Annotated in this window: 24 protein-coding genes; 15 read left to right on the forward strand and 9 right to left on the reverse strand. The window is 41.7% G+C overall.

Going from position 1 to position 22,111, the window contains the following annotated elements:
- Window positions 1-417: 417 nt before the first annotated feature.
- Entirely contained in the window at window positions 418-882 is a 465-nt protein-coding gene (locus tag PR675_RS15480) for a RidA family protein (protein WP_004923225.1), read from the reverse strand.
- Between the two features lie 1,318 nt (window positions 883-2,200).
- Window positions 2,201-3,460, reverse strand: a complete 1,260-nt coding sequence (lysA, locus tag PR675_RS15485) for a diaminopimelate decarboxylase (protein WP_004923229.1) — start codon at window positions 3,458-3,460, stop codon at window positions 2,201-2,203.
- A 116-nt stretch (window positions 3,461-3,576) separates the two neighbouring features.
- Between lysA and PR675_RS15490 the strand changes: the two genes are divergently transcribed.
- Window positions 3,577-4,512, forward strand: coding sequence for a LysR family transcriptional regulator (locus PR675_RS15490; RefSeq protein WP_004923231.1), 936 nt, complete (start codon window positions 3,577-3,579; stop codon window positions 4,510-4,512).
- Here PR675_RS15490 and PR675_RS15495 read toward each other — a convergent pair.
- Window positions 4,486-5,406, reverse strand: a complete 921-nt coding sequence (locus PR675_RS15495) for a LysR family transcriptional regulator (protein ID WP_014656674.1) — start codon at window positions 5,404-5,406, stop codon at window positions 4,486-4,488. The two genes, PR675_RS15490 and PR675_RS15495, sit on opposite strands and share 27 nt — an antisense overlap.
- Before the next feature lie 124 nt (window positions 5,407-5,530).
- Between PR675_RS15495 and PR675_RS15500 the strand changes: the two genes are divergently transcribed.
- Entirely contained in the window at window positions 5,531-6,403 is an 873-nt protein-coding gene (locus PR675_RS15500; RefSeq protein WP_060560615.1) for an MBL fold metallo-hydrolase, read from the forward strand.
- Between the two features lie 69 nt (window positions 6,404-6,472).
- Window positions 6,473-7,117 carry a DsbA family protein gene (locus PR675_RS15505; RefSeq protein WP_004923238.1) on the forward strand — a complete coding sequence of 215 codons (645 nt, stop codon included), beginning with the start codon at window positions 6,473-6,475 and terminating at the stop codon, window positions 7,115-7,117.
- A gap of 4 nt (window positions 7,118-7,121) precedes the next feature.
- Here PR675_RS15505 and PR675_RS15510 read toward each other — a convergent pair whose 3' ends face one another.
- Complete coding sequence (locus PR675_RS15510) at window positions 7,122-7,961, reverse strand: prepilin peptidase (protein ID WP_272582783.1); 840 nt, start codon at window positions 7,959-7,961, stop codon at window positions 7,122-7,124.
- 282 nt (window positions 7,962-8,243) lie between these two features.
- Here PR675_RS15510 and rsmE point away from each other — a divergent pair, with 282 nt between their 5' ends.
- The 9 genes from rsmE to hemW all read left to right on the forward strand — a co-directional run bounded on the left by rsmE (window position 8,244) and on the right by hemW (window position 15,031).
- The gene (rsmE, locus tag PR675_RS15515; RefSeq protein ID WP_004923239.1) at window positions 8,244-8,975 is read left to right on the forward strand and encodes a 16S rRNA (uracil(1498)-N(3))-methyltransferase; all 732 of its coding nucleotides are present in this window, start codon (window positions 8,244-8,246) and stop codon (window positions 8,973-8,975) included.
- Between the two features lie 9 nt (window positions 8,976-8,984).
- Window positions 8,985-9,932 carry a glutathione synthase gene (gene gshB / locus PR675_RS15520; protein WP_036941552.1) on the forward strand — a complete coding sequence of 316 codons (948 nt, stop codon included), beginning with the start codon at window positions 8,985-8,987 and terminating at the stop codon, window positions 9,930-9,932.
- 124 nt (window positions 9,933-10,056) lie between these two features.
- Window positions 10,057-10,617 carry a YqgE/AlgH family protein gene (locus tag PR675_RS15525; protein WP_004923247.1) on the forward strand — a complete coding sequence of 187 codons (561 nt, stop codon included), beginning with the start codon at window positions 10,057-10,059 and terminating at the stop codon, window positions 10,615-10,617.
- The gene (gene ruvX / locus PR675_RS15530) at window positions 10,617-11,036 is read left to right on the forward strand and encodes a Holliday junction resolvase RuvX (RefSeq protein WP_004923249.1); all 420 of its coding nucleotides are present in this window, start codon (window positions 10,617-10,619) and stop codon (window positions 11,034-11,036) included. The genes PR675_RS15525 and ruvX overlap by 1 nt, the downstream gene beginning before the upstream one ends.
- Before the next feature lie 123 nt (window positions 11,037-11,159).
- On the forward strand, window positions 11,160-11,855 hold the full coding sequence (locus PR675_RS15535) for a YggS family pyridoxal phosphate-dependent enzyme (protein WP_053110101.1): 696 nt from the start codon (window positions 11,160-11,162) through the stop codon (window positions 11,853-11,855).
- A 10-nt stretch (window positions 11,856-11,865) separates the two neighbouring features.
- Window positions 11,866-12,687, forward strand: coding sequence for a pyrroline-5-carboxylate reductase (gene proC, locus PR675_RS15540; protein ID WP_036941558.1), 822 nt, complete (start codon window positions 11,866-11,868; stop codon window positions 12,685-12,687).
- A gap of 18 nt (window positions 12,688-12,705) precedes the next feature.
- The gene (locus PR675_RS15545) at window positions 12,706-13,290 is read left to right on the forward strand and encodes a YggT family protein (protein WP_004923256.1); all 585 of its coding nucleotides are present in this window, start codon (window positions 12,706-12,708) and stop codon (window positions 13,288-13,290) included.
- 15 nt (window positions 13,291-13,305) lie between these two features.
- A complete protein-coding gene (gene rdgB, locus PR675_RS15550) occupies window positions 13,306-13,899 on the forward strand; it encodes an RdgB/HAM1 family non-canonical purine NTP pyrophosphatase (protein WP_004923259.1) in 594 nt (197 codons plus the stop codon).
- Window positions 13,892-15,031, forward strand: coding sequence for a radical SAM family heme chaperone HemW (gene hemW / locus PR675_RS15555; protein ID WP_004923262.1), 1,140 nt, complete (start codon window positions 13,892-13,894; stop codon window positions 15,029-15,031). Before rdgB ends, hemW begins: the two co-directional genes overlap by 8 nt.
- Before the next feature lie 114 nt (window positions 15,032-15,145).
- Here the strand turns inward: hemW and PR675_RS15560 are convergent, their stop codons facing one another.
- The 5 genes from PR675_RS15560 to trmB all read right to left on the reverse strand — a co-directional run bounded on the left by PR675_RS15560 (window position 15,146) and on the right by trmB (window position 19,139).
- Complete coding sequence (locus tag PR675_RS15560; protein ID WP_102780844.1) at window positions 15,146-16,096, reverse strand: siderophore ABC transporter substrate-binding protein; 951 nt, start codon at window positions 16,094-16,096, stop codon at window positions 15,146-15,148.
- Between the two features lie 189 nt (window positions 16,097-16,285).
- Window positions 16,286-17,011, reverse strand: coding sequence for a DUF2884 family protein (locus PR675_RS15565; protein ID WP_014656683.1), 726 nt, complete (start codon window positions 17,009-17,011; stop codon window positions 16,286-16,288).
- Between the two features lie 38 nt (window positions 17,012-17,049).
- The gene (glsB, locus tag PR675_RS15570) at window positions 17,050-17,976 is read right to left on the reverse strand and encodes a glutaminase B (protein WP_004923272.1); all 927 of its coding nucleotides are present in this window, start codon (window positions 17,974-17,976) and stop codon (window positions 17,050-17,052) included.
- Between the two features lie 114 nt (window positions 17,977-18,090).
- Window positions 18,091-18,420, reverse strand: coding sequence for a YggL family protein (locus tag PR675_RS15575; RefSeq protein WP_004923275.1), 330 nt, complete (start codon window positions 18,418-18,420; stop codon window positions 18,091-18,093).
- Window positions 18,420-19,139 (reverse strand): tRNA (guanosine(46)-N7)-methyltransferase TrmB, encoded by a 720-nt coding sequence (gene trmB, locus PR675_RS15580; RefSeq protein ID WP_004923278.1) that lies wholly within the window; start codon window positions 19,137-19,139, stop codon window positions 18,420-18,422. The genes PR675_RS15575 and trmB overlap by 1 nt, the downstream gene beginning before the upstream one ends.
- Before the next feature lie 275 nt (window positions 19,140-19,414).
- Between trmB and mutY the strand changes: the two genes are divergently transcribed.
- From mutY to mltC, 3 genes are read left to right on the forward strand one after another with little or no spacing between them, the layout of a single operon-like run.
- Window positions 19,415-20,479: an A/G-specific adenine glycosylase gene (gene mutY / locus PR675_RS15585; protein ID WP_036941561.1), complete on the forward strand. Its 1,065-nt coding sequence runs from the start codon at window positions 19,415-19,417 to the stop codon at window positions 20,477-20,479.
- Window positions 20,479-20,748, forward strand: a complete 270-nt coding sequence (locus PR675_RS15590; RefSeq protein WP_004923284.1) for an oxidative damage protection protein — start codon at window positions 20,479-20,481, stop codon at window positions 20,746-20,748. Before mutY ends, PR675_RS15590 begins: the two co-directional genes overlap by 1 nt.
- A gap of 53 nt (window positions 20,749-20,801) precedes the next feature.
- Window positions 20,802-21,875, forward strand: a complete 1,074-nt coding sequence (mltC, locus tag PR675_RS15595) for a membrane-bound lytic murein transglycosylase MltC (protein ID WP_004923287.1) — start codon at window positions 20,802-20,804, stop codon at window positions 21,873-21,875.
- The last annotated feature ends 236 nt before the right edge of the window (window positions 21,876-22,111 follow it).

Below are 22,111 nucleotides of genomic sequence, written 5' to 3' on the forward strand. Positions count from 1 at the left end.
AGCTGCCTACATTGTCAGCGCCATAAAGCCCCAAGCATATTGGGGCTTTATTTTTTGCATGGAAACTGGCTCATAAAAGGAAACTGAATATTTATTAAAAAGTCATAAGGTAGAGGATGGTGTGTCTTTTTATACAATAATCATTTTGTTAGTGGAGCAATCACGCTCGCTACCCATTCCTGCTATAAGGCCGTTTGTATGGGCATTTCACTGTTCGACACCACTCCCCTTCAAACGGCAGATGCTATGTGACTATTGCCTTTAGGTCGAAATACTAAGAAGTTTGGTTAGTAGATAATTACAGCGGCGTTTTTATTTAGTGCTAAAATACAAAACTCCCGATAAATATTACCGAGAGTTTTATCATCAAAAGGCGGTCAGCCTATATTAAGGCTGGAAATTGATTGCTAAAACAGCTTATTTTTTAACCGCAGTAACTTCAATTTCAACCAACCATTCAGGGTGAACCAGAGCCTTCACTTCCATTGCTGATCTAGCTGGTGTCAGAGGCTGAGCTTTAGTACCGAAGAATTGAGTATAACCTTTCATAAAGCCGTCAAAGTCCATTTTTCCTGTTTCTGGTGTTGCAACAAGGAAAACTTGCATTTTAACAACGTCACCTAATCCTAGGCCTTGTTTTTCCAATGCAGACTTAATTGAGTTAAGTACATTGACGGTTTGTTCTTCTGTGTTTTTACCGAATGAACCATCAGCTTGTTTTGATGGAACAACACCGCTGAAATAATAGGTTTTCATATTCGCAGGTACTTCAACTACGCTCGAGATTGGGAAGTCAGGTACTGCGGTACGAACGATTGAAGAATTATCAGCCATCGCTACGCTGCTGGCTAATAGTGCTGAAATTAGTAATGCTTTTTTCATATTCAGTTCCCTATTTTATGATATTGCTTTTTATAAAATCTAGAAATGACCTCTAGTGAAGATGCCATTACACCTTCTCATCAGTCATTCATATAAGAAGCCACTTTGCCCATAATAAAAATGGTCATCAAAGCAGCATAACATTTATGTGTTTATCTCTTACTATTTCAGTTCAAAAGATATCCACTAAGTGCTTAAGAGATATTATCCCTTACTGCAATATTTATGTTGTCAAATTTACCTTTAATTTGGCGATATATTTACCAGACATAAACTATGGTTTTTTAGCCTATATTCAGAGGCTACCGGAGTAAATTCAGCGCCATTAACCTATTTTAGTACCACATCCTTTCCATGACTTAACAATGTCATGAAGGTGATGAATAAGCTAAATACGAAATGAGTCAGTTTGTCAGAGACTCTCCCGCTAAAATTACACCAACGTATTTGCTGCGCCACAGATTAATGCTCGTCCTCAAAGATATCGTCTAGTTTAAGGGTATTTAACAAAACGCTTTTTTCTTCATTGTTGAATTCATTATCTATGATAATTAATATCAGCAACTTTAGACAGCCATTCACTTATCTAATCATTAAATCAGCAAAAAACTCTCTAAAACACTGAAGGTTACCATTCGTCCATTCAGTAAATGAATGGTGAGCATTAAAGTGCATCTGAACGAATGGATCAAGGGTAATATTCAATTCTTTACAATAATGACGGCTAATTTTATGGCAATCTAGAATTCACTAAGTGAAGTCATCTACACTATCCAGAATTTATAATATTTTAAAATAACAACTTATTTTTTCAACCCATAAACCGCAGTCTGAATGTAAAAGTAATAACTTTAATCCGCCTACCTGAAAGCGCCCTAATAATAGAAACTCAAAAGATAGATACCAATATCCCTACAGGTTAATTGGACATACGTCTACTTTGGATAAAAAACAATCTATTGGTTTACTCTAAAATAGGGAAACCTACTGCTCTCGATAAAAATAGTTAAACTCACGATACAAAAGTAATATTTATCATTATTCAATAAACTGGCCGTTTTTTATTTATAGGTGGCCTTATTTCAATATAAACAAATAATTTTAGTTATAGGTTCAAGCAATAATAAATTAACCTTAGTTATTACAATGAATATATGTTTATTTTTTCAACATATAAACTTATTTTTTATCGCTTAATTTCTGAGATAGGATGAGTTAAAAACCGAAAGAAAATAGGTCAGGAATAGTATTTTAATAAACGAATTTTAATATTAGTTGGTAACGATACTGCTTTAAAAAGCAGTATCGTCAAAAAAGATTAAAGCTCTAATGCCAATAATTCTTCAATCGTTTGGCGACGGCGGATAAGTTTTGGCGTACCCTCAATTAATAACACTTCAGGTAACAGAGGGCGGCTATTGTAGTTTGATGACATCGACGCCCCATAAGCACCAGTATCATGGAAGACCAAATAATCCCCTACTTGCACATCAGGCAGTAAACGGGTCTCGACCATTCCCCCTTCTTGCTGGGTAAACACATCCCCCGATTCACACAAAGGCCCCGCAACAATAGTCTCTTTTAAAGGTACATTTTCTAATGAGCGCCCCTCAGCAGGTAATACAGAGATATGGTGATAACTCCCATACATTGCAGGACGCATCAGATCATTAAATCCACTATCAACCAACACATAGTGGCGACTTCCCATCGTTTTAACCGCTCTCACTTCCGCGAGCAATACCCCCGATTCAGCAACCAAATAGCGACCCGGTTCAATTTCCAGTTCAATAGAATGACCTAAATGACGCTCAATTCGTTGGCGAGCAGTGTTCCAAAGGCTGTAATAGTGCTGAATATCGATAACTTCATCTTGTTCTCGATAAGGTGTCGATAACCCACCACCGGCTGAGATCGCCTGAATATCCGCATTTGACGAGATCACTTGTTCAACCATTGCATCACAGACATTTGCTAAGTGTTGATAATCGACCCCAGAGCCAATATGCATATGTAGCCCAACCAATGACAGATTATAACGGCGAATTTGTTCCAGTGCTTTTGGTAGGTCTTGATACCAAATACCGTGTTTACTGTTTTCACCACCTGTATTGGTTTTTTGTGAATGGCCATGACCAAAACCAGGGTTAATACGCAACCAAACAGGATGACCCGATTTTTGCTCACCAATCTGGCTTAACATATCAATAGATCCAGCATTCACCGGAATATCTAACTCAGTCACCCGTGCCAAAGTGGCTCTATCCAGTACATCAGCAGTAAAAACAATTTCTGAGTTTTCACGACCAGCCTGGAAACCAGCCACAAGCGCACGCTCTATTTCACCTAGCGAAACAGAATCAACCTTGACTCCCTGCTCACGCATTAAGCGCAAAATATGAATATTTGAGCAAGCTTTTTGAGCAAAACGCACGGTATCAAAGGGTTTGAGCTGATTTATTCGCTCAATAATCACTGAGCTGTCGTACACCCAAACAGGGGTACCAAACTGTTCAGGTAACGTCGATAAGTATTCGGGCGTTAAATATTGGCTAGTAGTGGTGGCAAATGAGGTCATGTTTTTCTCGCAAGTAAATTTTTTCTTATATTGTCCTATTATTCAGAGAAAGTTCGGGAAAAAAAATATCCATTTTGCTAAAGTCTATTCATTTTTGATATAGAAAGAAAAACATCATGCAAACTCTCTCTTGGCGACATATTGAAATCTTTCGGGCGGTAATGACGACGCCGAATCTAACAGAAGCAGCGTTATTGCTAAATACCTCACAACCGACCATTAGTCGAGAGCTTGCTCGCCTTGAACATCTGCTACAGTTCAAATTATTTGATCGCGTTAAAGGCCGATTGCGCCCGACAGCACAGGGATTGCGCTTTTTTGAGGAGGTTGAACGCTCTTATTATGGTTTAGAGCGGATAAAAAACTCAGTACAAACCATCCGCCGTTTTGATAATGCACAGATCTCCATCATATGCTTACCCGCCTTCGCCCAATCATTACTACCACAAGTGTGCCAAACATTTATGGCTGATTATCCTGACGTCAATCTGACAGTGATCCCTCAAGAATCACCAATCCTCGAAGAGTGGCTATCGGCTCAACGTTATGATTTTGGTCTAACCGAACACTTACAAACGCCACCAGGCACAGAACAACTCACATTAGGCTCGCTGAATGAGGTTTGTGTCTTACCGGCGGGTCATCCCCTTGAGCATAAACCCGTTTTAACACCGATTGATTTTCAGCAACAAAACTTCATTAGCCTGTCACTAACAGACAGCTATCGGCAGATTATCGATACCATTTTTGCCCAACATCAAATTGAGCGAAAAATGGTGATGGAGACGCATTCAGCATCGTCTATCTGCGCAATGGCGTTAAAAGGCATCGGTATTTCAATCGTCAACCCTATCACCGCTTTGGATTTCCACCAGCAATCAGCAGGTAAGCTGATCATTCGCCCATTGAGTTTTTCGATTCCTTTTACGGTGAGTTTAATTAAGCCGATTCACCGGCCATCATCACAACTATTAGATATTTTTACCCAATACTTACGGGCTTCATTTGCCAAAACTGAGCAGGATTTAAGTAGCGCGTTGCTGCATCAGTGACTGCCAATATTCTGAAGTTGTAAACCAGTTACCTAAAAAATCCAGTACAGCTCTTAATGTTGTCGGCATATTTTGGCGACTGGCATACACTGCATAAATTCCTAATGGCTGCGGCACATAGTCGGGTAATAGCTGGAGCAGCTCCCCTGATTCTAAGTATTTTTTGACCGATAAATAAGGCTGCATAGCAATACCTGCACCATTTAATGCCGCTTGAGCCAAAAATACAGATTCATCGGCACTGAGTCGCCCTCCTACTAATACGGAAAAAGGCTCCCCATCTTTTTCAAAACGCCATAAACTGCGCCCAAAAAAATTGTAGGTCAAACATTCCAGTGGCGCTAAATCCTCCGGCTTAGTCGGTATTTTTTTATCTTTGAAAAAAGATGGCGCTGCACAAATCACAGAGTGGCACGTTGAAAGCGGCTTGGCTATCAAACTCGGCTCTAATTGATTCGTAATACGGATAGCCAAATCAATCCTATCTTCAATCAGATTCACCGCCTTATTTGTAATACTTAAATCAATCGCCATATTCGGGTAGTGTTGTAAAAACTCGGTTATTGCGACAGAAAGCGCTTGGCTGGCAATCGACTGAGCACAACTAATACGCACTAGCCCCGTCAATTGAGTCGCATCATGTTGCTGTTGTACAGGCAGAGTTAAAGAGAGTGCATTTAACTTTAGCGCTTGTTGATAAACCCCTTCTCCTGCCGATGTCAAACTCAGCCGCCTTGTCGTACGGTTTAATAAACGTACCCCAGCCCACTGTTCCATTTCAGCAAGATATCGGGTCACCATCGCTCGTGACATATCGAGTTTATCTGCGGCAGCACTCATACTGCCATGCTCAACAATACTAATAAAAACCTGTACCGCCGTTAATCTATCCATCTATTTGACCGATTTGTGCAACAAACATTTGCTAATTATGGCGTTTTTCTCATCATTATTGCAATTTAATATACACCCAACTTAACGAGGTTTTTAAAATATGGCTAACAATTAGGAGTTAATGATGAAACAACATGCTATCGCCGCCGCCACTTTACTTGCAATGAGCGCTACATTTGCCCATGCAGCAGAGCTTAAATTAGATATCTATAACTCAGGAAATAACAGTGTATTTCCCGTTTCCTCTGAAATTATCAGCGGTGATAAAGAAGTTGTGCTGATCGATGCACAGTTTCAAAAAAATGATGCACAGGCCTTAGTGAAAAAGATAAAAGCGCTCAATAAAACCCTAACAACCATTTATATCAGCCATTCTGATCCCGATTATTATTTTGGATTAGATACGATCACGAAAGCATTTCCTAAAGCTAAGGTGATAGCGACGAAAGAAACCGTTGAAGCTATCAAAGCATCGAAAGATGGCAAGTTGGCATATTGGGGTGAAGTGCTTAAAAACGAAGCGCCAACAACACTTATCGTACCCGATGTGATACAAGGCAATAGTTTTACTGTCGATGGTGAAACTCTCTTTATTAAAGGAAGTGATGGTCCAGCTCCAGAGCGTACTTATGTTTGGGTTCCATCATTGAAAGCTGTCGTTGGGGGAGTCGTCGTCTCTGATAATATCCATGTTTGGATTGCAGATACTCAAACTCAATCATCGCGACAACACTGGCAACAAACTTTAGAAAGCATTCAAGCTTTACAACCTAAAACCGTTGTACCTGGGCACTTTACTGGCAAATCAAAAATGGATCTTAGCTCTGTTACCTTTACTCAAAATTACTTGAATACCTTTGAGGCCATGGCTGAACAAAGTAAGGATGCCAAAGAGCTTACGAGCAAAATGGAGAAGGCTTACCCTCATCTTGATGATAAATCGAGCTTAGAGCTAAGTGCCAAAGTCATTAAAGGCGAAATGCAGTGGCCACAATAAAATAATCTCAATTAGCCTATCTCTATAATGGATAGGCTAATTGAATCACTGAATAGTTAAGGAGCTATCATGAATAAAATCACCTTACATTACATTTATGACCCTTTATGTGGTTGGTGTTACGGTGCTTCACCATTGATTGAAATTGCCAATTCTCACCCTGACATTGTGTTAGAATTACATGGCGGAGGCATGCTGGCAGGCGCATCACGCCTTCATATGGATAATCAATTCCGTGAGCACATCAAACAATCCGATAAACGCATTGCCGCCATGACAGGGCAAATTTTTGGTGATGACTATTTAAAAATGCTGGATGAGCCAAATCTTGTTCTTGATTCAGCACCACCTTTACAAGCCATTCTTGCTTCTGAAAAGCAACAAAAAGCATTAGCGATGTTAAAAGCAGTTCAGCATGCTCATTACGTCTCTGGTCGTCATATCAGCAACCCAAATGTCTTATTAGCGATCGCACAAGAAATCGGGTTAGATAGCGAGCAATACCAGTTTGATTATGCCGAACAAGGAGGGAATAACCTTGAACACCATATTCACTATAGCCGCCAGCTACTGGCTCAATCCGGATCTTCCGGCTTCCCGACCTTACTCATAAAACAGCAGCATAAGTGGCTGCGCGTACCGTTACAAAACTATTTAGGTGATCCTCAAAAATGGCAACAATTTTTGGATTCACTAGTAGCAGCCAATCAATGATGCGCTACGACATCGCGCCATTGAACATCACTAAACACACCAATGGCGCAAATAACCAATAAGTTGCACTCAAAATGATAGCTGGGCCAAAGGGGATACGGGCGATAGCTTTGTGCCGATGACGTAAATAAATGGCCCAATAGTGAAGCCCGCCAATGCCCGCCGCTAACGCAAAAAACTGAGGTAAATTCATAAGCCCGAGCCAAGCTGCACATGCGGCAATCAGTTTAAAATCCCCTCGCCCCATTTGCGGGGATTGGCGGATCTTCTCCATAATTACCGTTAACAGCATGATGGAAAGGTAACTGGTGATCACCGCATAGATAGCCGAAACCACATTACCTTGCTCAGAGCACACTTGATACACTAACCCTACCCATAATAGTGGGTAAACAAGTATGTCTGGTAAATAGCCTATTTTCATATCAATAATAAATAGACAAACTATTAAATTGAAGAAAATACTAAATAAAATAACAATAATTAATTCATCATTTAATGAAAAATTAAATATTAATAAAGGAAAATAAATAAGTACCAGCCATTTATAACCTATCCTTATTCCATCTTTATTTAAATATTTTTTAGGAATATGTTGTAACATCAACTGTGAAATTTTCGCTGATATAACAATAATAAAAGCCATAAGTAATAGCCTATAGCCACATACATACCCCAAAAAACAGTATGAATTATCGATAGTTACATTTCCTGAACTTAAGTTGCCTCGGCATACTGTTAGCATTGGAAAAGTTGAAGTAATAAAATCATTAAGATCACTAAAAGATAAAAAAGAGAGATGATGGATAATTTTATGATAGATCCTTTCAATCGGTAATATCATATATTCTCCTTATTCCATTATGGAGTTATATACAAATATACCGTACCTCTATTTATTTCCCTACACAGTAATTCCGACACAATTTATCGTTTTAACCGCGATGATTTTTTGTCGTATTTGATAATATATTATCATTCATCACACCAATACCACACAGGCTAGACTACAAAAAAACCATAAACCACTATAAAATTGAGCTAGCTCTTGATTTTGGCGATTGCATCCCCATATTTTTGATCTGCTATTGCTCTTTTTTAACCTTGTTCTTTTTAAGGAAACTGTATGCGCATTCCACGCATTTATCACCCTGAGCCACTACAAATTAACACTACAATCGCTCTTGGCGATGATGCAGCCAACCATGTGGGGCGAGTGCTTCGCATGACTGCGGGCCAAAAACTGGAATTATTTGACGGCAGTAATCAGGTATTTTGCGCTGAAATATCAGAGGCGACAAAAAAGAAAGTCTCCGTCAATATTATCGATAGCCATGTTGATGATAGAGAATCGCCATTAGATTTACACCTTGGGCAAGTCATGTCGCGTGGTGAAAAAATGGAGTTTACTATCCAAAAATCGGTGGAACTAGGTGTTAATACAATCACCCCTTTACTCTCTGAGCGCTGTGGTGTTCGTTTAGATCCTGAAAGGTTAGAGAAAAAACGACAACAATGGCAAAAGATTGCCATTGCTGCGTGTGAGCAGTGTGGTCGTAATCGGATCCCACAAATTCGTCCTGTACAGTCACTCGAAGCATGGTGTGCTGAGGAAGATGGGGCATTTAAGGTCAACTTACACCCACGAGCAACACAAAGTATCAATACATTACCTGCCGAATTAAATAAAGTTCGGCTATTAATCGGCCCCGAAGGTGGGCTAAGTGAAGAAGAAATCGCCATGACAGCTAATTATCAATTTACCGATATTCTGTTAGGGCCAAGAGTGTTAAGAACAGAAACGACTGCGCTAACTGCAATCACCGCACTGCAAGTGCGCCTAGGTGACCTAGGTTAAGGAGAAAAAATGATCAAGCTCGGTATAGTAATGGATCCTATTTCATCCATTAAAATCAAGAAAGATACTAGTTTTGCTATGATGCTGGAAGCTCAACGTCGTGGTTATGAAATCCATTATATGGAGATGAATGATCTCTATCTGTATCAAGGTGAAGCTCGCGCAACGACAAAAGTCGTCACTGTCGAAGAAAACCCAAACAAATGGTATGAGTTCAAATCTGAGCAAGATATCGCGCTCGGTGATCTTGACGCTATTTTAATGCGTAAAGACCCCCCTTTCGACACTGAGTTTATCTATGCAACTTATATTCTTGAAAGAGCTGAGCAGGCTGGCGCACTGATCGTCAACAAGCCACAAAGTTTACGCGACTGCAATGAAAAACTGTTTACAGCGTGGTTCCCTGAATTAACGCCACACACATTAGTCACACGTAGCGCTAAACAGCTACGTGAGTTCCATCAAAAGCATGGCGATGTAATTTTTAAACCACTTGATGGAATGGGCGGAGCGTCTATTTTCCGTTTGAAGCAAGACGACCCTAACGTTGGGGTTATTATCGAAACGCTCACCGAGCATGCTAGCCGTTACTGCATGGCACAAAACTATTTGCCAGCAATTAAAGATGGTGACAAACGTGTACTGGTCGTTGATGGTGAGCCTGTGCCTTACTGTCTAGCTCGTATCCCAGCACAGGGGGAAACCCGTGGTAATTTGGCGGCAGGTGGTCGCGGAGAAGCTCGCCCATTAAGTGAAAGCGATTGGGAAATTGCCCGCGCCGTTGCCCCAACTTTAAAAGCAAAAGGCTTATACTTTGTTGGGCTTGATATTATAGGCGATCGTTTGACTGAAATTAATGTCACTAGCCCAACTTGTGCCCGCGAAATTGAAGCCGCTTACGATATTTCTATCACGGGTATGTTGATGGATGCCATTGAGCGCGATATAAAAAAATAGTGCCTTCAGCGCTAAAAATAGCGTATTGGTAATGAGAAAAGGCTCATTAAAGTGCCTTTTCTCAACCTTTAAAGGCAATTCTTATCATTAAAATAGGTTACTTACTACACTGAGCCTAAAAATTATGAATTTACAAAATCATTTTTTGATAGCAATGCCATCTCTTACTGATCCCTATTTTGAGCAGTCTGTTGTTTATGTGTGTGAACACAATGAAAAAGGCGCTATGGGGATCGTTATCAATAAACCTATTGATGATTTTTCTGTGAGTACCATGCTCGAGAAATTAGAGATAGCGGTTTCAACAACCAATACCAGCAACCTTGCTAAACCAGTGATTGCTGGTGGCCCTGTTGCTGAAGAGCATGGTTTTATCCTCCATACGCCGATTAAAGGCTTTGCTTCAAGTCTGCATCTCAATGATGACATGATGGTAACGACCTCTAAAGATATCTTAGAAACACTCGGCAAGGACCAGCAGCCTATGCAATCATTAGTCGCTCTGGGATATGCAAGCTGGGAGCCCGGTCAACTCGAAAATGAAATTATGGAAAATAGTTGGTTGACGGTAGAAGCCACACCAGAGTTAGTGTTTGATACCCCTATTAAAGATCGCTGGCAAGCTGCTGCTAACCTTCTAGGCGTGAATATCCATACAATTTCCATGCAGGCAGGGCACGCGTGATGTCTAGCAGAACCCTTCTTGCATTTGATTTTGGTACGAAAAGTATTGGTGTTGCTGTTGGCCAAGAAATCACAGGAACAGCCCGCTCCCTCGCCTCACTGAAAGCCAATGATGGCCGCCCTGATTGGCAACAGATCGAAAAGTTGCTAAAAGAGTGGCAACCTCAATTGGTCATTGTTGGCCTTCCTTTAAATATGGATGGCACTGAACAACTTGTCACCAGCCAAGCGCGTAACTTTGCTAATCGTATCCATGGGCGATTTGGTGTCAAAGTCGAGCTACACGATGAACGCCTATCCACGGTTGCCGCAAAAGCAGAACTATTTGAGCGTGGTGGTTACCGAGCACTGAGTAAAGGCAAAGTAGACTCAGCATCTGCTGTCGTGATCTTAGAAAGTTGGTTTGAGCAACACCTTTAAGCCGCACAATGTTTTCCGAAATGTAATTTTTTTTAATCTACACATGCAAAGGTGCCGTTATCAAGCAATATGCTTTACACTATGGGCATTATGATTATCCACCTAACGTAATTGAACAGAATAATGACCATTCAACGTAATATCTCTGATGTAAAAGCGCGTATTGAACGAGCGGCAGCAGAATGTCATCGCTCTGCACAGGACATCACACTACTTGCAGTAAGTAAAACCAAACCTTGTGACGCTATCTTGGAGGCTATCGAGGCTGGACAGCGTCAATTCGGTGAAAATTATGTTCAGGAAGGCGTTGAGAAAATTCAGTTTTTCGCGGATAGACAAGATCTGGTTTGGCATTTTATTGGCCCATTACAATCAAACAAAAGCCGTCTTGTCGCCGAGTATTTTGACTGGTTCCATACGCTGGATCGGCAAAAAATCGCCCAACGTCTAAATGATCAGCGTCCAAGCAACAAAGCACCGCTAAATGTGCTGATCCAAATAAATATCAGTGATGAAAACAGTAAGTCAGGCATAAAACTTGAAGAGCTTGATGAGCTAGCAAAACAAGTTAGCCAAATGCCTAACCTAGTTTTTCGTGGTTTGATGACCATTCCAGCACCGGAAAGCGACTACCAGCGCCAATGCGAAGCTTTTCGCAAAATGGAGCAAGCCTATCAACAGTTACAAACACACTACCCTAGCGTCGACACCCTATCTATGGGGATGACCGATGATATGGCTGCTGCCATTCATTGTGGGTCGACCCTCGTTCGTATCGGAACGGCTATTTTTGGTGCCCGTGACTATCACAAATCATAAGGAGTATAACATGCAACATCGCAAAATTGCATTTATAGGTGCCGGAAATATGGCCCATGCTATTATTGCAGGGCTTGTTAGCCACGGTTACCCCGCCTCAATGATCACCGTCTGTTCGCCAACCCCTGTTCGCCGAGAAAAAATCGCCGAACAATATGGCGTTATCAGCAGTAGTGATAATGTATCCGCTGTGCAACACGCCGATGTGATTGTACTTGCTGTAAAACCACAAATGATGGAAGAGGTGTGTCAACCTTTACAGCATGCCGTGGATTTCAGTAAAAAACTGGTATTGACCATTGCTGCGGGTATCCCCGCTCACCGCTATGCCGATTATTTAGCCCAACCATTGCAGTTGGTTCGTATCATGCCAAATACGCCATCACTCGTCGGTAAAGGCGTGAGTGGTTTATTCGCAGAAGAGAGTATTAACGCCGAAGACAAACAATTTGCAGAGCAATTGATGCAAAGTGTTGGCTCGACAATTTGGTGCGAAAAAGAGCAAGAGATCAATAATATTATTGCGATTACTGGAAGCTCTCCTGCTTACTTCTTCTTATTTATGGAATCCATGCAGCAAGAAGCCGAGAAACTAGGCTATACGCCCGATCAAGCCCGTCAATTGGTCTTAAATGCCGCGGAAGGTGCTGTTGCGTTGTCGAAATCACAAGGCGACACCCCATTTTCCACATTGCGCGAACAAGTGACTTCTAAGGGAGGAACGACAGCGATGGCATTAGCGCAATTTTACGATAGTGGTCTTCCGCAAATGGTAGCAAAAGCGATGCAACGTGCTATCACTCGGGCAGAAGAGATGGAAAAACTTTTTTAATTAACAGCGGGACGAGACATGCAGACTTTACTTTTTGTCGTTACAACCATTATTCAACTTTATATTTTTATCTTACTGCTACGAGTCTGGATGCAGTGGGTACGTGCAGATTACTATAACCCCTTCTCCGTGTTCGTGGTAAAAGCCACGAAACCTGTTATTACACCATTACGCCGTGTTATCCCTTCTATCGGGCCTATTGATACAGCAACAGTTACTATCGCATTTATCTTATCACTTGTTGCTATTGTCTTTAGCTTGTGGATCACCCATACATTGGCCCTTCTCAGTTTTAGTGTTATTCCAATCAGTATTATTCTGTTACTAACCTACGCCGGAAAATTAATTTTCTGGATGATATTGATTAGAGCGATCATGAGCTGGATTAGCCAAGGCCGTAATCCTGTCGACTATTTGTTATATCAATTAACAGAACCATTAATGGCGCCAATCCGTCGCATTATCCCTGCTATGGGTGGGCTTGATTTCTCAGCAATGATTGTCATGTTCATCTTAATTGCGCTGAATTATCTACGTTCTGATATTTCACTGATGATTGATCCAACATTAACAGGCATTCTCTACGCTGTTGGCGTAATGTAATAAGAGCGATTAAAAATGCAAAAGGTTGTTTTAGCTACCGGTAATCCGGGAAAAGTCAATGAACTTGCTGACCTGTTACGTGATTTTGGGATGGATATCGTAGCCCAAACTTCTCTCGGCGTTGAGTCTGCCGAGGAAACAGGATTAACATTTATCGAAAATGCGATTTTAAAAGCTCGCCATGCTTCTCAGCAAACTGGTCTCCCTGCTATTGCGGATGACTCTGGGATCTCCGTTGACGCACTCGGTGGTGCTCCGGGGATCTATTCCGCTCGCTATGCTGGTGAAGAAGCAACGGATGAACAAAACCTGCATAAATTACTCGATGCGATGAAATCGGTGCCTGATGGGGAACGTCAGGCACAATTTAACTGTGTGTTGGTTTACTTACGCCATGCAGAAGACCCAACACCTTTGGTTTTCCATGGACGCTGGCATGGCATCATCACTCATGAACCAAGTGGGCAAGGCGGTTTTGGTTATGATCCTATTTTTTATGTGCCAGAACTGAATTGTACCTCTGCTGAGCTGACGAAATCAGAAAAACAAGCGATTTCACATCGAGGCAAAGCCTTAGCAATGCTATTGGATGCACTCAAGAATGCTTAAGTTGCCACCTCTAAGCCTATATATCCATATTCCTTGGTGTGTACAAAAGTGCCCATATTGTGATTTCAATTCGCATACTCTTAAAGGTGATATCCCCCAGCGAGAGTATGTTGAGCACCTGTTGCACGACTTAGAGATTGATGCAAAATTCATCGGTGATCGCGCCATCAAAACACTATTTATTGGTGGAGGTACACCAAGCTTATTAAGTGCGGAATCCATGCAAGCGCTGATGGATGGTGTACGTCAACGAGTTCATCTTGACCCACAAGCTGAAATCACGATGGAAGCTAACCCGGGTACTGTGGAAGCCGATCGTTTTTCAGGCTACCAAAAAGCAGGGATTAACCGGATCTCTATTGGTGTACAGAGCTTTGGCGATGACAAATTGATTACTCTTGGCCGCATCCACGGCGCTGAAGAAGCGAAACGGGCTGCGAAGCTTGCGACACAGCTTAATTTACGTAGTTTTAACTTAGACTTGATGCATGGCTTGCCTTCACAAACTCGTGATGAAGGGTTATCTGACTTGCGCCAAGCAATTGCGCTTTCCCCTCCCCATTTATCTTGGTATCAATTGACTATCGAGCCTAATACACAATTTGGCTCGCGCCCTCCGACCCTGCCCGATGATGATACATTATGGGAAATTTATTCCGAAGGGCATAAGCTGCTCACTGCGGCAGGGTATCAGCAATATGAAACATCGGCTTATGCTAAGCCTGGTTTTCAATGTGAACATAACCTCAACTATTGGCGTTTTGGTGATTATCTCGGTATCGGCTGTGGCGCTCATGGTAAGATCTCATTCACTGATGGACGTATTATGCGTACCATCAAGACTAAGCATCCTCGTGGTTATATGGAGGGGCGCTATTTGCAAAAATCTTACGATGTCGATGCCCAAGATAGGCCGTTCGAATATTTTATGAACCGCTTTCGGTTATTGGAGCCAATGCCCCGAAAAGAATTTAGTGACTATACGGGCTTGCCTGAATCGGTGGTAAGAGACTCACTTAATGAAGCGCTAAATAAAGGCTATATCACTGAAAATGAGCATGAGTGGCAAATTACCAAACATGGCAAATTATTCTTAAACTCATTACTAGAGCTTTTTCTTGATGAAGAGTAATTTGTTTTCGCAATAAAAATATCCCTATCCCGCCCCATAAATCACAAAAGCCCGCGGATTAAAGTGCCCCATAAAATTGGGCGCTTTTAACTGGTGCGGGCTTTTTTAGATCACTTATAGTGCTTTAGCGACTGCATCAACTTGTTCTGTTAGGCTCACTAAACCACCACCTGACAAATACCATAAATCAGACTGCAAGTATGTGATTTTGCCATTTTTGTAGGCTTTCGTTTCTTGAATATTTTGATCTTCGAAAACGGTTTTATCCAGCTTACCTGCCCCGATCGCTTCACTGCGATCCACGATTAAAATCACATCGGGATCTGCCTGTGCGATGGTTTTCGTATCAACGACACGGCGCTTAGACTTATCCGCTTCTGCTGGCTCTGGTAACTCTGCGCGTTGTGCTTTAACAACATCATAAACAACACTTTGGTTATTTGGGATCAATTTGCCATCGTTATGCAGCAGAACTAACACTTTAGACTGTGATTTTTTCGCTTTTTCTTGGGCTACCGCAATAGATTTATCCAACTGAGCCAGTTGCTCTTCTACCGCTTTTTGATTGCCATACAGCTCACCGATTAAATTGATATTCGCTTTCACTGAATCAATGTAATGCTGGCTATTTGTACCTAAATTAATGGTTGGAGCAATTTTAGATAGTTCATCATAAGACTTACCTTGGCGGCCAGTGATCACGATCAGATCAGGCTTTAATTCTGCAATTTTTGCAAGATCAGGCTGTTTCATTCCACCTGCATTTTGCACATTAGCAGCAATATTGCCTTTAATGTAAGCAGGCGCATTGCCCATTGGCAGCGCAATGACCTTATCGCCAAGCCCTAATTTTTGCATTGAATCATAAACACCAAAGTCGAATAAAACCACTTTCTGTGGAGCCTTATTCACTTCAGTCTCACCTGACAAATGTTTGATATTCACTTTTTCAGTGCCTTGTGCAATGACGGCGTTAGGGGTAAATGCCGCTGATTCAGCACTCAGTGCATATGGCGCGGAAAAAGAGAGTAAGGAAACAAGTACAGCAGGAATGAATTTTTTCATATTAAACAATACCAGTTAGTCACTAAACCAAACTTGCATTCTAGAGTGAGCCATTAATAAGTCAATCAAATAAGAATCAATTTCATTTTGATTATTATTGATAAAAACATCACATTTTTGCTGTGCTAAATAACAAAGAGGCAGAGCCCAAAATAGGCCTCTGCCTCTTAAAAAAGAAGAGAATATCTCTTACTTCAGTGAATTCATTAATGAAATACGTTGCTGTTCAAGGGAAGTCACTTTACCACACACTTGTTGACCAAACTGTTGGAAGCTATTTTCTTGTTTTTTCCACTCAGCTTCGAGGTCTTGCTGAAGCCCACCTAAATTCCCTAAAAGACCTTGCAGCGCTTTACTGCTATCACCGCCAGAGAGCAGTTGCTTACGCCCCATTTCATTAATACTGTCCTGTAATATGCCACCTAGACTCTCATTGACCAATTGACGCCCTTGCGTTTCAACTTTGCTCATTGCTTGGTGATGGAAAGCATAACCATCAGGGCGTGTCTCTATGACTTGATTGATCTGACCATTAAGGTCACTTTCTAACTTTGTTAAGCGTTTACGTACATTGCTATCATTACCGATTACTCGGATCACCACTTTATCAAGGGTATTTTTCGAGGCCGATAATTTATTTTGGGTTTCCAATTTGATCCATGGAATATCATTACGGATAGCGGCTTGGTAACGAACAGCTTGCTGCCTTTGCTGCTCGGTTACCTCAATTTTTTTGCCATTAAGAGTCACATCACCATTAGGCGTAATATTCAAGTCGCCACTGCGCCCAACCACTTGAACACTTGCTGGGGTCAGAAAGATATCGTCTTTAGGCGTCACTGAACATTTATAATCTGCGGCCTGAGTGCCTGCACTAGCCAATAAAGAAAGAACAATTAAAGTACGGCGTAACATAGTAACTCCTATTAGATCGTTTTACCGATTGATGATATCTAAAACACCGAACGACCAATGCGTTTTGATAATAATTCAAGAGCTGCGCAACCCACCAGCGAGTTCCCCGCCGAATCTAATTCAGGTGCCCATACCGCAACAGAAAATTGGTTCGGTACGACACAAACGATCCCACCACCAACACCCGATTTCCCTGGCATGCCAATACGAAAGGCAAATTCACCAGAACCATCATACATCCCACAAGTCATCATTAAGGCATTAATTTGCCGCGACTGTAGTGGCGTAATAATAGGGTCGATAGAGCAAGATGACATCCCTTGTGATGTTAAGTAAGAGAAGCAGCGTGCCAGCTCTACACAGTTCATACTTAGAGAACAATAATGAAAGTAAGTTTCTAGAACTGTAAGGACATTATTCTCAAAATTACCAAATGATTTCATCAAAAAGGCAATGGCGGCATTACGGCTGGCATGTTCAAGTTCCGAACGCGCAACCGCAATGTCGTAGCTAATATCTGGCTCGCAAGCAAGTTTTCGGACAAACTCTAGCATGCGTTGCTTGGGCGCACTTAAACGTGATTGCAGCATATCTGTAATCACAATCGCTCCCGCATTAATAAAAGGGTTACGCGGAATACCTTTTTCCATTTCAAGTTGGATCAAGGAGTTAAATGGTAATCCTGATGGCTCTTTCCCGACGCGTCGCCAAATTTCATCTTCTTCATAACGCGTCATCGCTAAAGTCAGGCTCAGTACTTTTGAAATTGATTGGATAGAAAAACGTGTCTGAGCATCTCCCGCCATAAAAATTTCACCGTCAGCAGTATGCACCGCAATCCCCAATTGATGAGGAGGGACATTCGCGAGAGCAGGAATATAATCTGCGACCGCGCCTTGACCAATTAAAGGCCGTACTTGGTCTAAGATATCGTTCAGTAGTTGATTAGAAAATAGACGGCTCACTGTACTTCACTCCAGAAAACAAAGGCATCCTAAAAGGATGCCTTTGGTCGTAATGACCATTAGAGTTCGTAAAACAAATAAGAAACCCAATAAATCGATTACCGACTTAAGAAATTATTCCCACCAAACATCAAATAGCTCTGAAACAACGATATCTTTCATGCCTTTTGATTTTAGCCAGTTTTCGACAATGGTACGGTGTTCTTCAGTACATTTACCGATTTTTTGCAGGCAAACAATACCTTCCCAGCTCATATAACCACTTGCTTCAAACGCTAAGCCATTAGGTTCAATTGCTTCAGCAATCAATGCATCAACGGTACGATCGACTTCTTCGATAGGCGTACCTTCTTCAAAGCTCCATTTTACAATGAACCCTAACTCTTGGAATTCATCAATACGTAGTTTTTTACGTAAACGACGACTGCGTTGTTGCTTAGCCATTATTTTGTCCTCTCAAACATTAAATCCCATACACCGTGCCCCAACCGCTGGCCGCGTTTTTCAAATTTTGTTTCAGGTCGTGTTTCAGGCCGAGGTACATAATCCCCTGATGCAGATAAGTTTTTATACCCATCTGCATGGCTCATCACTTCCAACATATGTTCCGCATATGGCTCCCAATCCGTCGCCATATGAAAAACACCGCCCTTCACCAGTTTAGCGCGAATTTTATCGGCAAAAGGCCCTTGCACAATACGGCGCTTGTTATGTTTTGCCTTATGCCATGGATCTGGGAAAAATAGCTGAACCATAGATAAACTTTCATCGGGGATCATACGGTCCAACACTTCAATTGCGTCATGACACATGACACGTAAATTTGTCACATTTTCTTCTTTTGCGGAAGCAAGGCATGCTCCAACACCAGGCGCATGGACTTCAATCCCTAGAAAGTTTTTTTCAGGATTTTGTGAGGCCATTGTGACTAAAGAGGCCCCCATACCAAACCCTATCTCAAGTACAACAGGATTTTGGTTATTAAAAATTGCGGCAAAATCTAAAGGCTGTGCAACAAAATCGATCCCCATCGTTGCCCATTCACTTTGTAGCGCATCTTCTTGGCGTTGCGTCAAACGTCCTTGACGACGGACAAAGCTGCGAACGCGGCGCATAACCCGCCCTTCTTCATTATATTCTGGGGAGATGACGTTATTGATCATAATATAAAAATTCTACGAATTGATTGCCTAATCAAGTAAATAAGCGAAAATGACTACCCTTGCCGACTATTTTCAACAAGTTAGTAAAACGATTAATAATACAAACTTCACATGAAAGTGCAGGGAGTTTATCAAAACTCATCCAAGGTTGCAGGTGAAAATTGGATAACTTTACACTCCAGCACACAATAAGCGGTTTACAGCTTGTCCGGTCTATGTTGCAATCCTGACTATCTCTGATTTTAATAGAATTACCGATAAAAATAATATACTCAATGGAAGCTCAACAATTTTCGCTCGCCGTGCTTAATTGGTATCACCAATATGGCCGGAAAACTTTGCCGTGGCAAAAAGAAAAAACGTCATACCATGTCTGGCTCTCGGAAGTCATGCTACAACAAACTCAAGTCAGTACGGTTATCCCCTATTTCGAAAAATTTATTCGCCGTTTTCCCGATGTAAAAGACCTCGCGAATGCCCCCTTAGATGAAGTATTACATCTATGGACGGGGCTGGGCTATTACGCACGCGCTCGCAATTTGCATAAGGCCGCAAAAGTCATAGCAGAACGTTTCAATGGGCAGTTTCCAACTACATTCGATGATGTTGTGGCCCTTCCTGGTGTTGGTCGCTCTACAGCAGGCGCTATTTTGTCGTTATCACAACAACAGCACTATCCAATATTAGATGGTAATGTTAAACGCGTGCTCGCTCGCTGCTATGCCGTCGAAGGATGGCCGGGGAAAAAAGAGGTCGAAAATCGCTTATGGGATATCAGTACTGAGGTTACCCCTAAAGAAGGCGTCCAGTTCTTTAATCAGGCTATGATGGATTTAGGTGCTATGGTATGCACCCGTAGTAAACCGAAATGCGAACTTTGCCCCCTGCATTTAGGTTGCATAGCCTATGCTAACCACTCATGGCAGGATTACCCCGGTAAAAAGCCGAAACAAAAGATCCCTGAAAAGACAGCTTGGTTTCTAATTATGCAGCAAGGCGATCATGTTTGGCTTGAACAGCGACCACCTTCAGGTATTTGGGGAGGGCTATTTGCCTTCCCTCAATTTGAAACCCAAGAGCAAATGAATGCGTGGCTTTCTCAATCCGGTATTCAACATGATACGCCAGAACAATTAATTGCGTTTCGCCACACATTCAGCCATTTTCATCTGGATATTATTCCTGTTAAAGTTAATATTCAGGCATTTACTTCAGCCATGGATGAAGGTAAAGGACTTTGGTATAACTTAAATCTCGGTGCAACAATCGGCCTCGCTGCGCCGGTTGAAAGCTTACTTCAACAGCTTGCCGTGCCGCCTGATATTCTGAGGAAAAAATAATGAGTAGAACAATTTTTTGTACTTTTTTACAACGTGACGCTGAGGGGCAAGATTTTCAGCTCTATCCGGGTGAGCTAGGAAAGCGCATTTTTAATGAGATTTCGAAAGAGGCTTGGGGTCAGTGGATGGCAAAACAAACCATGCTAATTAATGAGAAAAAGCTCAATACCATGAACCCTGATGACCGTAAAATGCTAGAGCAAGAAATGGTTAAGTTCCTATTTGAGGGACACGATATTCATATCGACGGCTACACACCTGAAAAATAATTGATTGGTCTACCTATCTTAGGTAGACCATGAGCTTGAATACTGTGGAATGTATGAAAAAACTGTTAGCCTTAACGCTGCTGGTGCCTCTTCTTATCTCCTGCTCCAGCAATAAAGAGTCTGATTTTAATCCTAACTATGTGAAAGACACCAATGGGTTCGATATCCTTATGGGGCAATTTGCCCACAATATCGAAAATATCTGGGGGATCAAAGAAGTTCTCATTGCAGGCCCTAAAGATTATGTTAAGTATACCGATGAGTATCGTACCCGTAGTCATATCAACTTTGATGCTGGGACGATTACAGTAGAAACCATCTCCGCCGTAGAGCCTTCAGAACATTTGAAAAAGGCTATCATCACTACCCTATTAATGGGTGATGACCCAAATTCTATCGATTTGTATTCTGATATTAATGATATACCTCACAGCCAAGAGCCTTTTCTATTTGGGCAGGTATTAGATAACACAGGTGAACCCATTCGTTGGGAATGGCGCGCAAATAAATACGCTGAATACCTTGTTAATAATAAGTTGCAGCGCCGGCAATCAGGTATGAATGTCATTTGGTCTGTGACCATGCAACTGGTTCCTAACCACCTTGATAAACGCGCTCATAAGTACCTTCCTTTTATCAGGAAGGCATCGGCTAAATATGGGGTTGATGAGTCACTTATTTTAGCCATTATGCAAATCGAATCGAGCTTTAACCCCTACGCGGTAAGTCGTTCCGATGCGTTAGGCTTGATGCAAATCATGCCAAATACCGCGGGTAAAGATGTTTTCCGTTCGCAAGGTAAGTCAGGGGTTCCGAGCCGTAGTTACCTTTTCGATCCGGAAAAAAATATTGATACGGGAACTGCTTATTTGGCAATTTTACAAAATAGCTATTTAGGTGATATTCAAAACCCAGTGTCACGCCGTTATGCCGTAATAACCGCTTATAACGGTGGTGCTGGTAGCGTCCTTAGAGTCTTCCACAGCGATAAAAAAGTGGCTGCACAGAAGATCAATCAGCTCGCCCCTGGCGAAGTTTATCAAACGCTATCAACAAAGCATCCTGCTGCCGAATCGCGTAATTATCTGATAAAAGTCGATAAGGCTCAGAAGAATTACCGTCTCTAAAGGCGATTAATATTAGTACAAAAAGCACTCGTTTCAGTATATAACTGGCGAGTGTTTTTTATTTTATCGTCTTTTTATTAGCCTTACTGTTCAATAATCAGCTAACCTGTTGAAAAAAAGCGCATACGAAATAAAGTTTTTCGAATGTTCCTTGACTCCAACTGTGAAATCAGGTTTAATACGCCTCGTTGCCCGGATAGCTCAGTCGGTAGAGCAGGGGATTGAAAATCCCCGTG

Source organism: Providencia sp. PROV261 (genome assembly GCF_028477945.1).
Lineage (GTDB): Bacteria > Pseudomonadota > Gammaproteobacteria > Enterobacterales > Enterobacteriaceae > Providencia > Providencia stuartii.

Excerpts from the sequence above, each read along its gene's own strand:
- PR675_RS15480 (WP_004923225.1), bottom strand. The coding sequence starts at position 882 with ATGAAAAAAGCATTACTAATTTCAGCACTATTAGCCAGCAGCGTAGCG.
- lysA (WP_004923229.1), bottom strand. The coding sequence starts at position 3,460 with ATGACCTCATTTGCCACCACTACTAGCCAATATTTAACGCCCGAATAC.
- PR675_RS15490 (WP_004923231.1), top strand. The coding sequence starts at position 3,577 with ATGCAAACTCTCTCTTGGCGACATATTGAAATCTTTCGGGCGGTAATG.
- PR675_RS15495 (WP_014656674.1), bottom strand. The coding sequence starts at position 5,406 with ATGGATAGATTAACGGCGGTACAGGTTTTTATTAGTATTGTTGAGCAT.
- PR675_RS15500 (WP_060560615.1), top strand. The coding sequence starts at position 5,531 with ATGAAACAACATGCTATCGCCGCCGCCACTTTACTTGCAATGAGCGCT.
- PR675_RS15505 (WP_004923238.1), top strand. The coding sequence starts at position 6,473 with ATGAATAAAATCACCTTACATTACATTTATGACCCTTTATGTGGTTGG.
- PR675_RS15510 (WP_272582783.1), bottom strand. The coding sequence starts at position 7,961 with ATGATATTACCGATTGAAAGGATCTATCATAAAATTATCCATCATCTC.
- rsmE (WP_004923239.1), top strand. The coding sequence starts at position 8,244 with ATGCGCATTCCACGCATTTATCACCCTGAGCCACTACAAATTAACACT.
- gshB (WP_036941552.1), top strand. The coding sequence starts at position 8,985 with ATGATCAAGCTCGGTATAGTAATGGATCCTATTTCATCCATTAAAATC.
- PR675_RS15525 (WP_004923247.1), top strand. The coding sequence starts at position 10,057 with ATGAATTTACAAAATCATTTTTTGATAGCAATGCCATCTCTTACTGAT.
- ruvX (WP_004923249.1), top strand. The coding sequence starts at position 10,617 with ATGTCTAGCAGAACCCTTCTTGCATTTGATTTTGGTACGAAAAGTATT.
- PR675_RS15535 (WP_053110101.1), top strand. The coding sequence starts at position 11,160 with ATGACCATTCAACGTAATATCTCTGATGTAAAAGCGCGTATTGAACGA.
- proC (WP_036941558.1), top strand. The coding sequence starts at position 11,866 with ATGCAACATCGCAAAATTGCATTTATAGGTGCCGGAAATATGGCCCAT.
- PR675_RS15545 (WP_004923256.1), top strand. The coding sequence starts at position 12,706 with ATGCAGACTTTACTTTTTGTCGTTACAACCATTATTCAACTTTATATT.
- rdgB (WP_004923259.1), top strand. The coding sequence starts at position 13,306 with ATGCAAAAGGTTGTTTTAGCTACCGGTAATCCGGGAAAAGTCAATGAA.
- hemW (WP_004923262.1), top strand. The coding sequence starts at position 13,892 with ATGCTTAAGTTGCCACCTCTAAGCCTATATATCCATATTCCTTGGTGT.
- PR675_RS15560 (WP_102780844.1), bottom strand. The coding sequence starts at position 16,096 with ATGAAAAAATTCATTCCTGCTGTACTTGTTTCCTTACTCTCTTTTTCC.
- PR675_RS15565 (WP_014656683.1), bottom strand. The coding sequence starts at position 17,011 with ATGTTACGCCGTACTTTAATTGTTCTTTCTTTATTGGCTAGTGCAGGC.
- PR675_RS15575 (WP_004923275.1), bottom strand. The coding sequence starts at position 18,420 with ATGGCTAAGCAACAACGCAGTCGTCGTTTACGTAAAAAACTACGTATT.
- trmB (WP_004923278.1), bottom strand. The coding sequence starts at position 19,139 with ATGATCAATAACGTCATCTCCCCAGAATATAATGAAGAAGGGCGGGTT.
- mutY (WP_036941561.1), top strand. The coding sequence starts at position 19,415 with ATGGAAGCTCAACAATTTTCGCTCGCCGTGCTTAATTGGTATCACCAA.
- PR675_RS15590 (WP_004923284.1), top strand. The coding sequence starts at position 20,479 with ATGAGTAGAACAATTTTTTGTACTTTTTTACAACGTGACGCTGAGGGG.
- mltC (WP_004923287.1), top strand. The coding sequence starts at position 20,802 with ATGAAAAAACTGTTAGCCTTAACGCTGCTGGTGCCTCTTCTTATCTCC.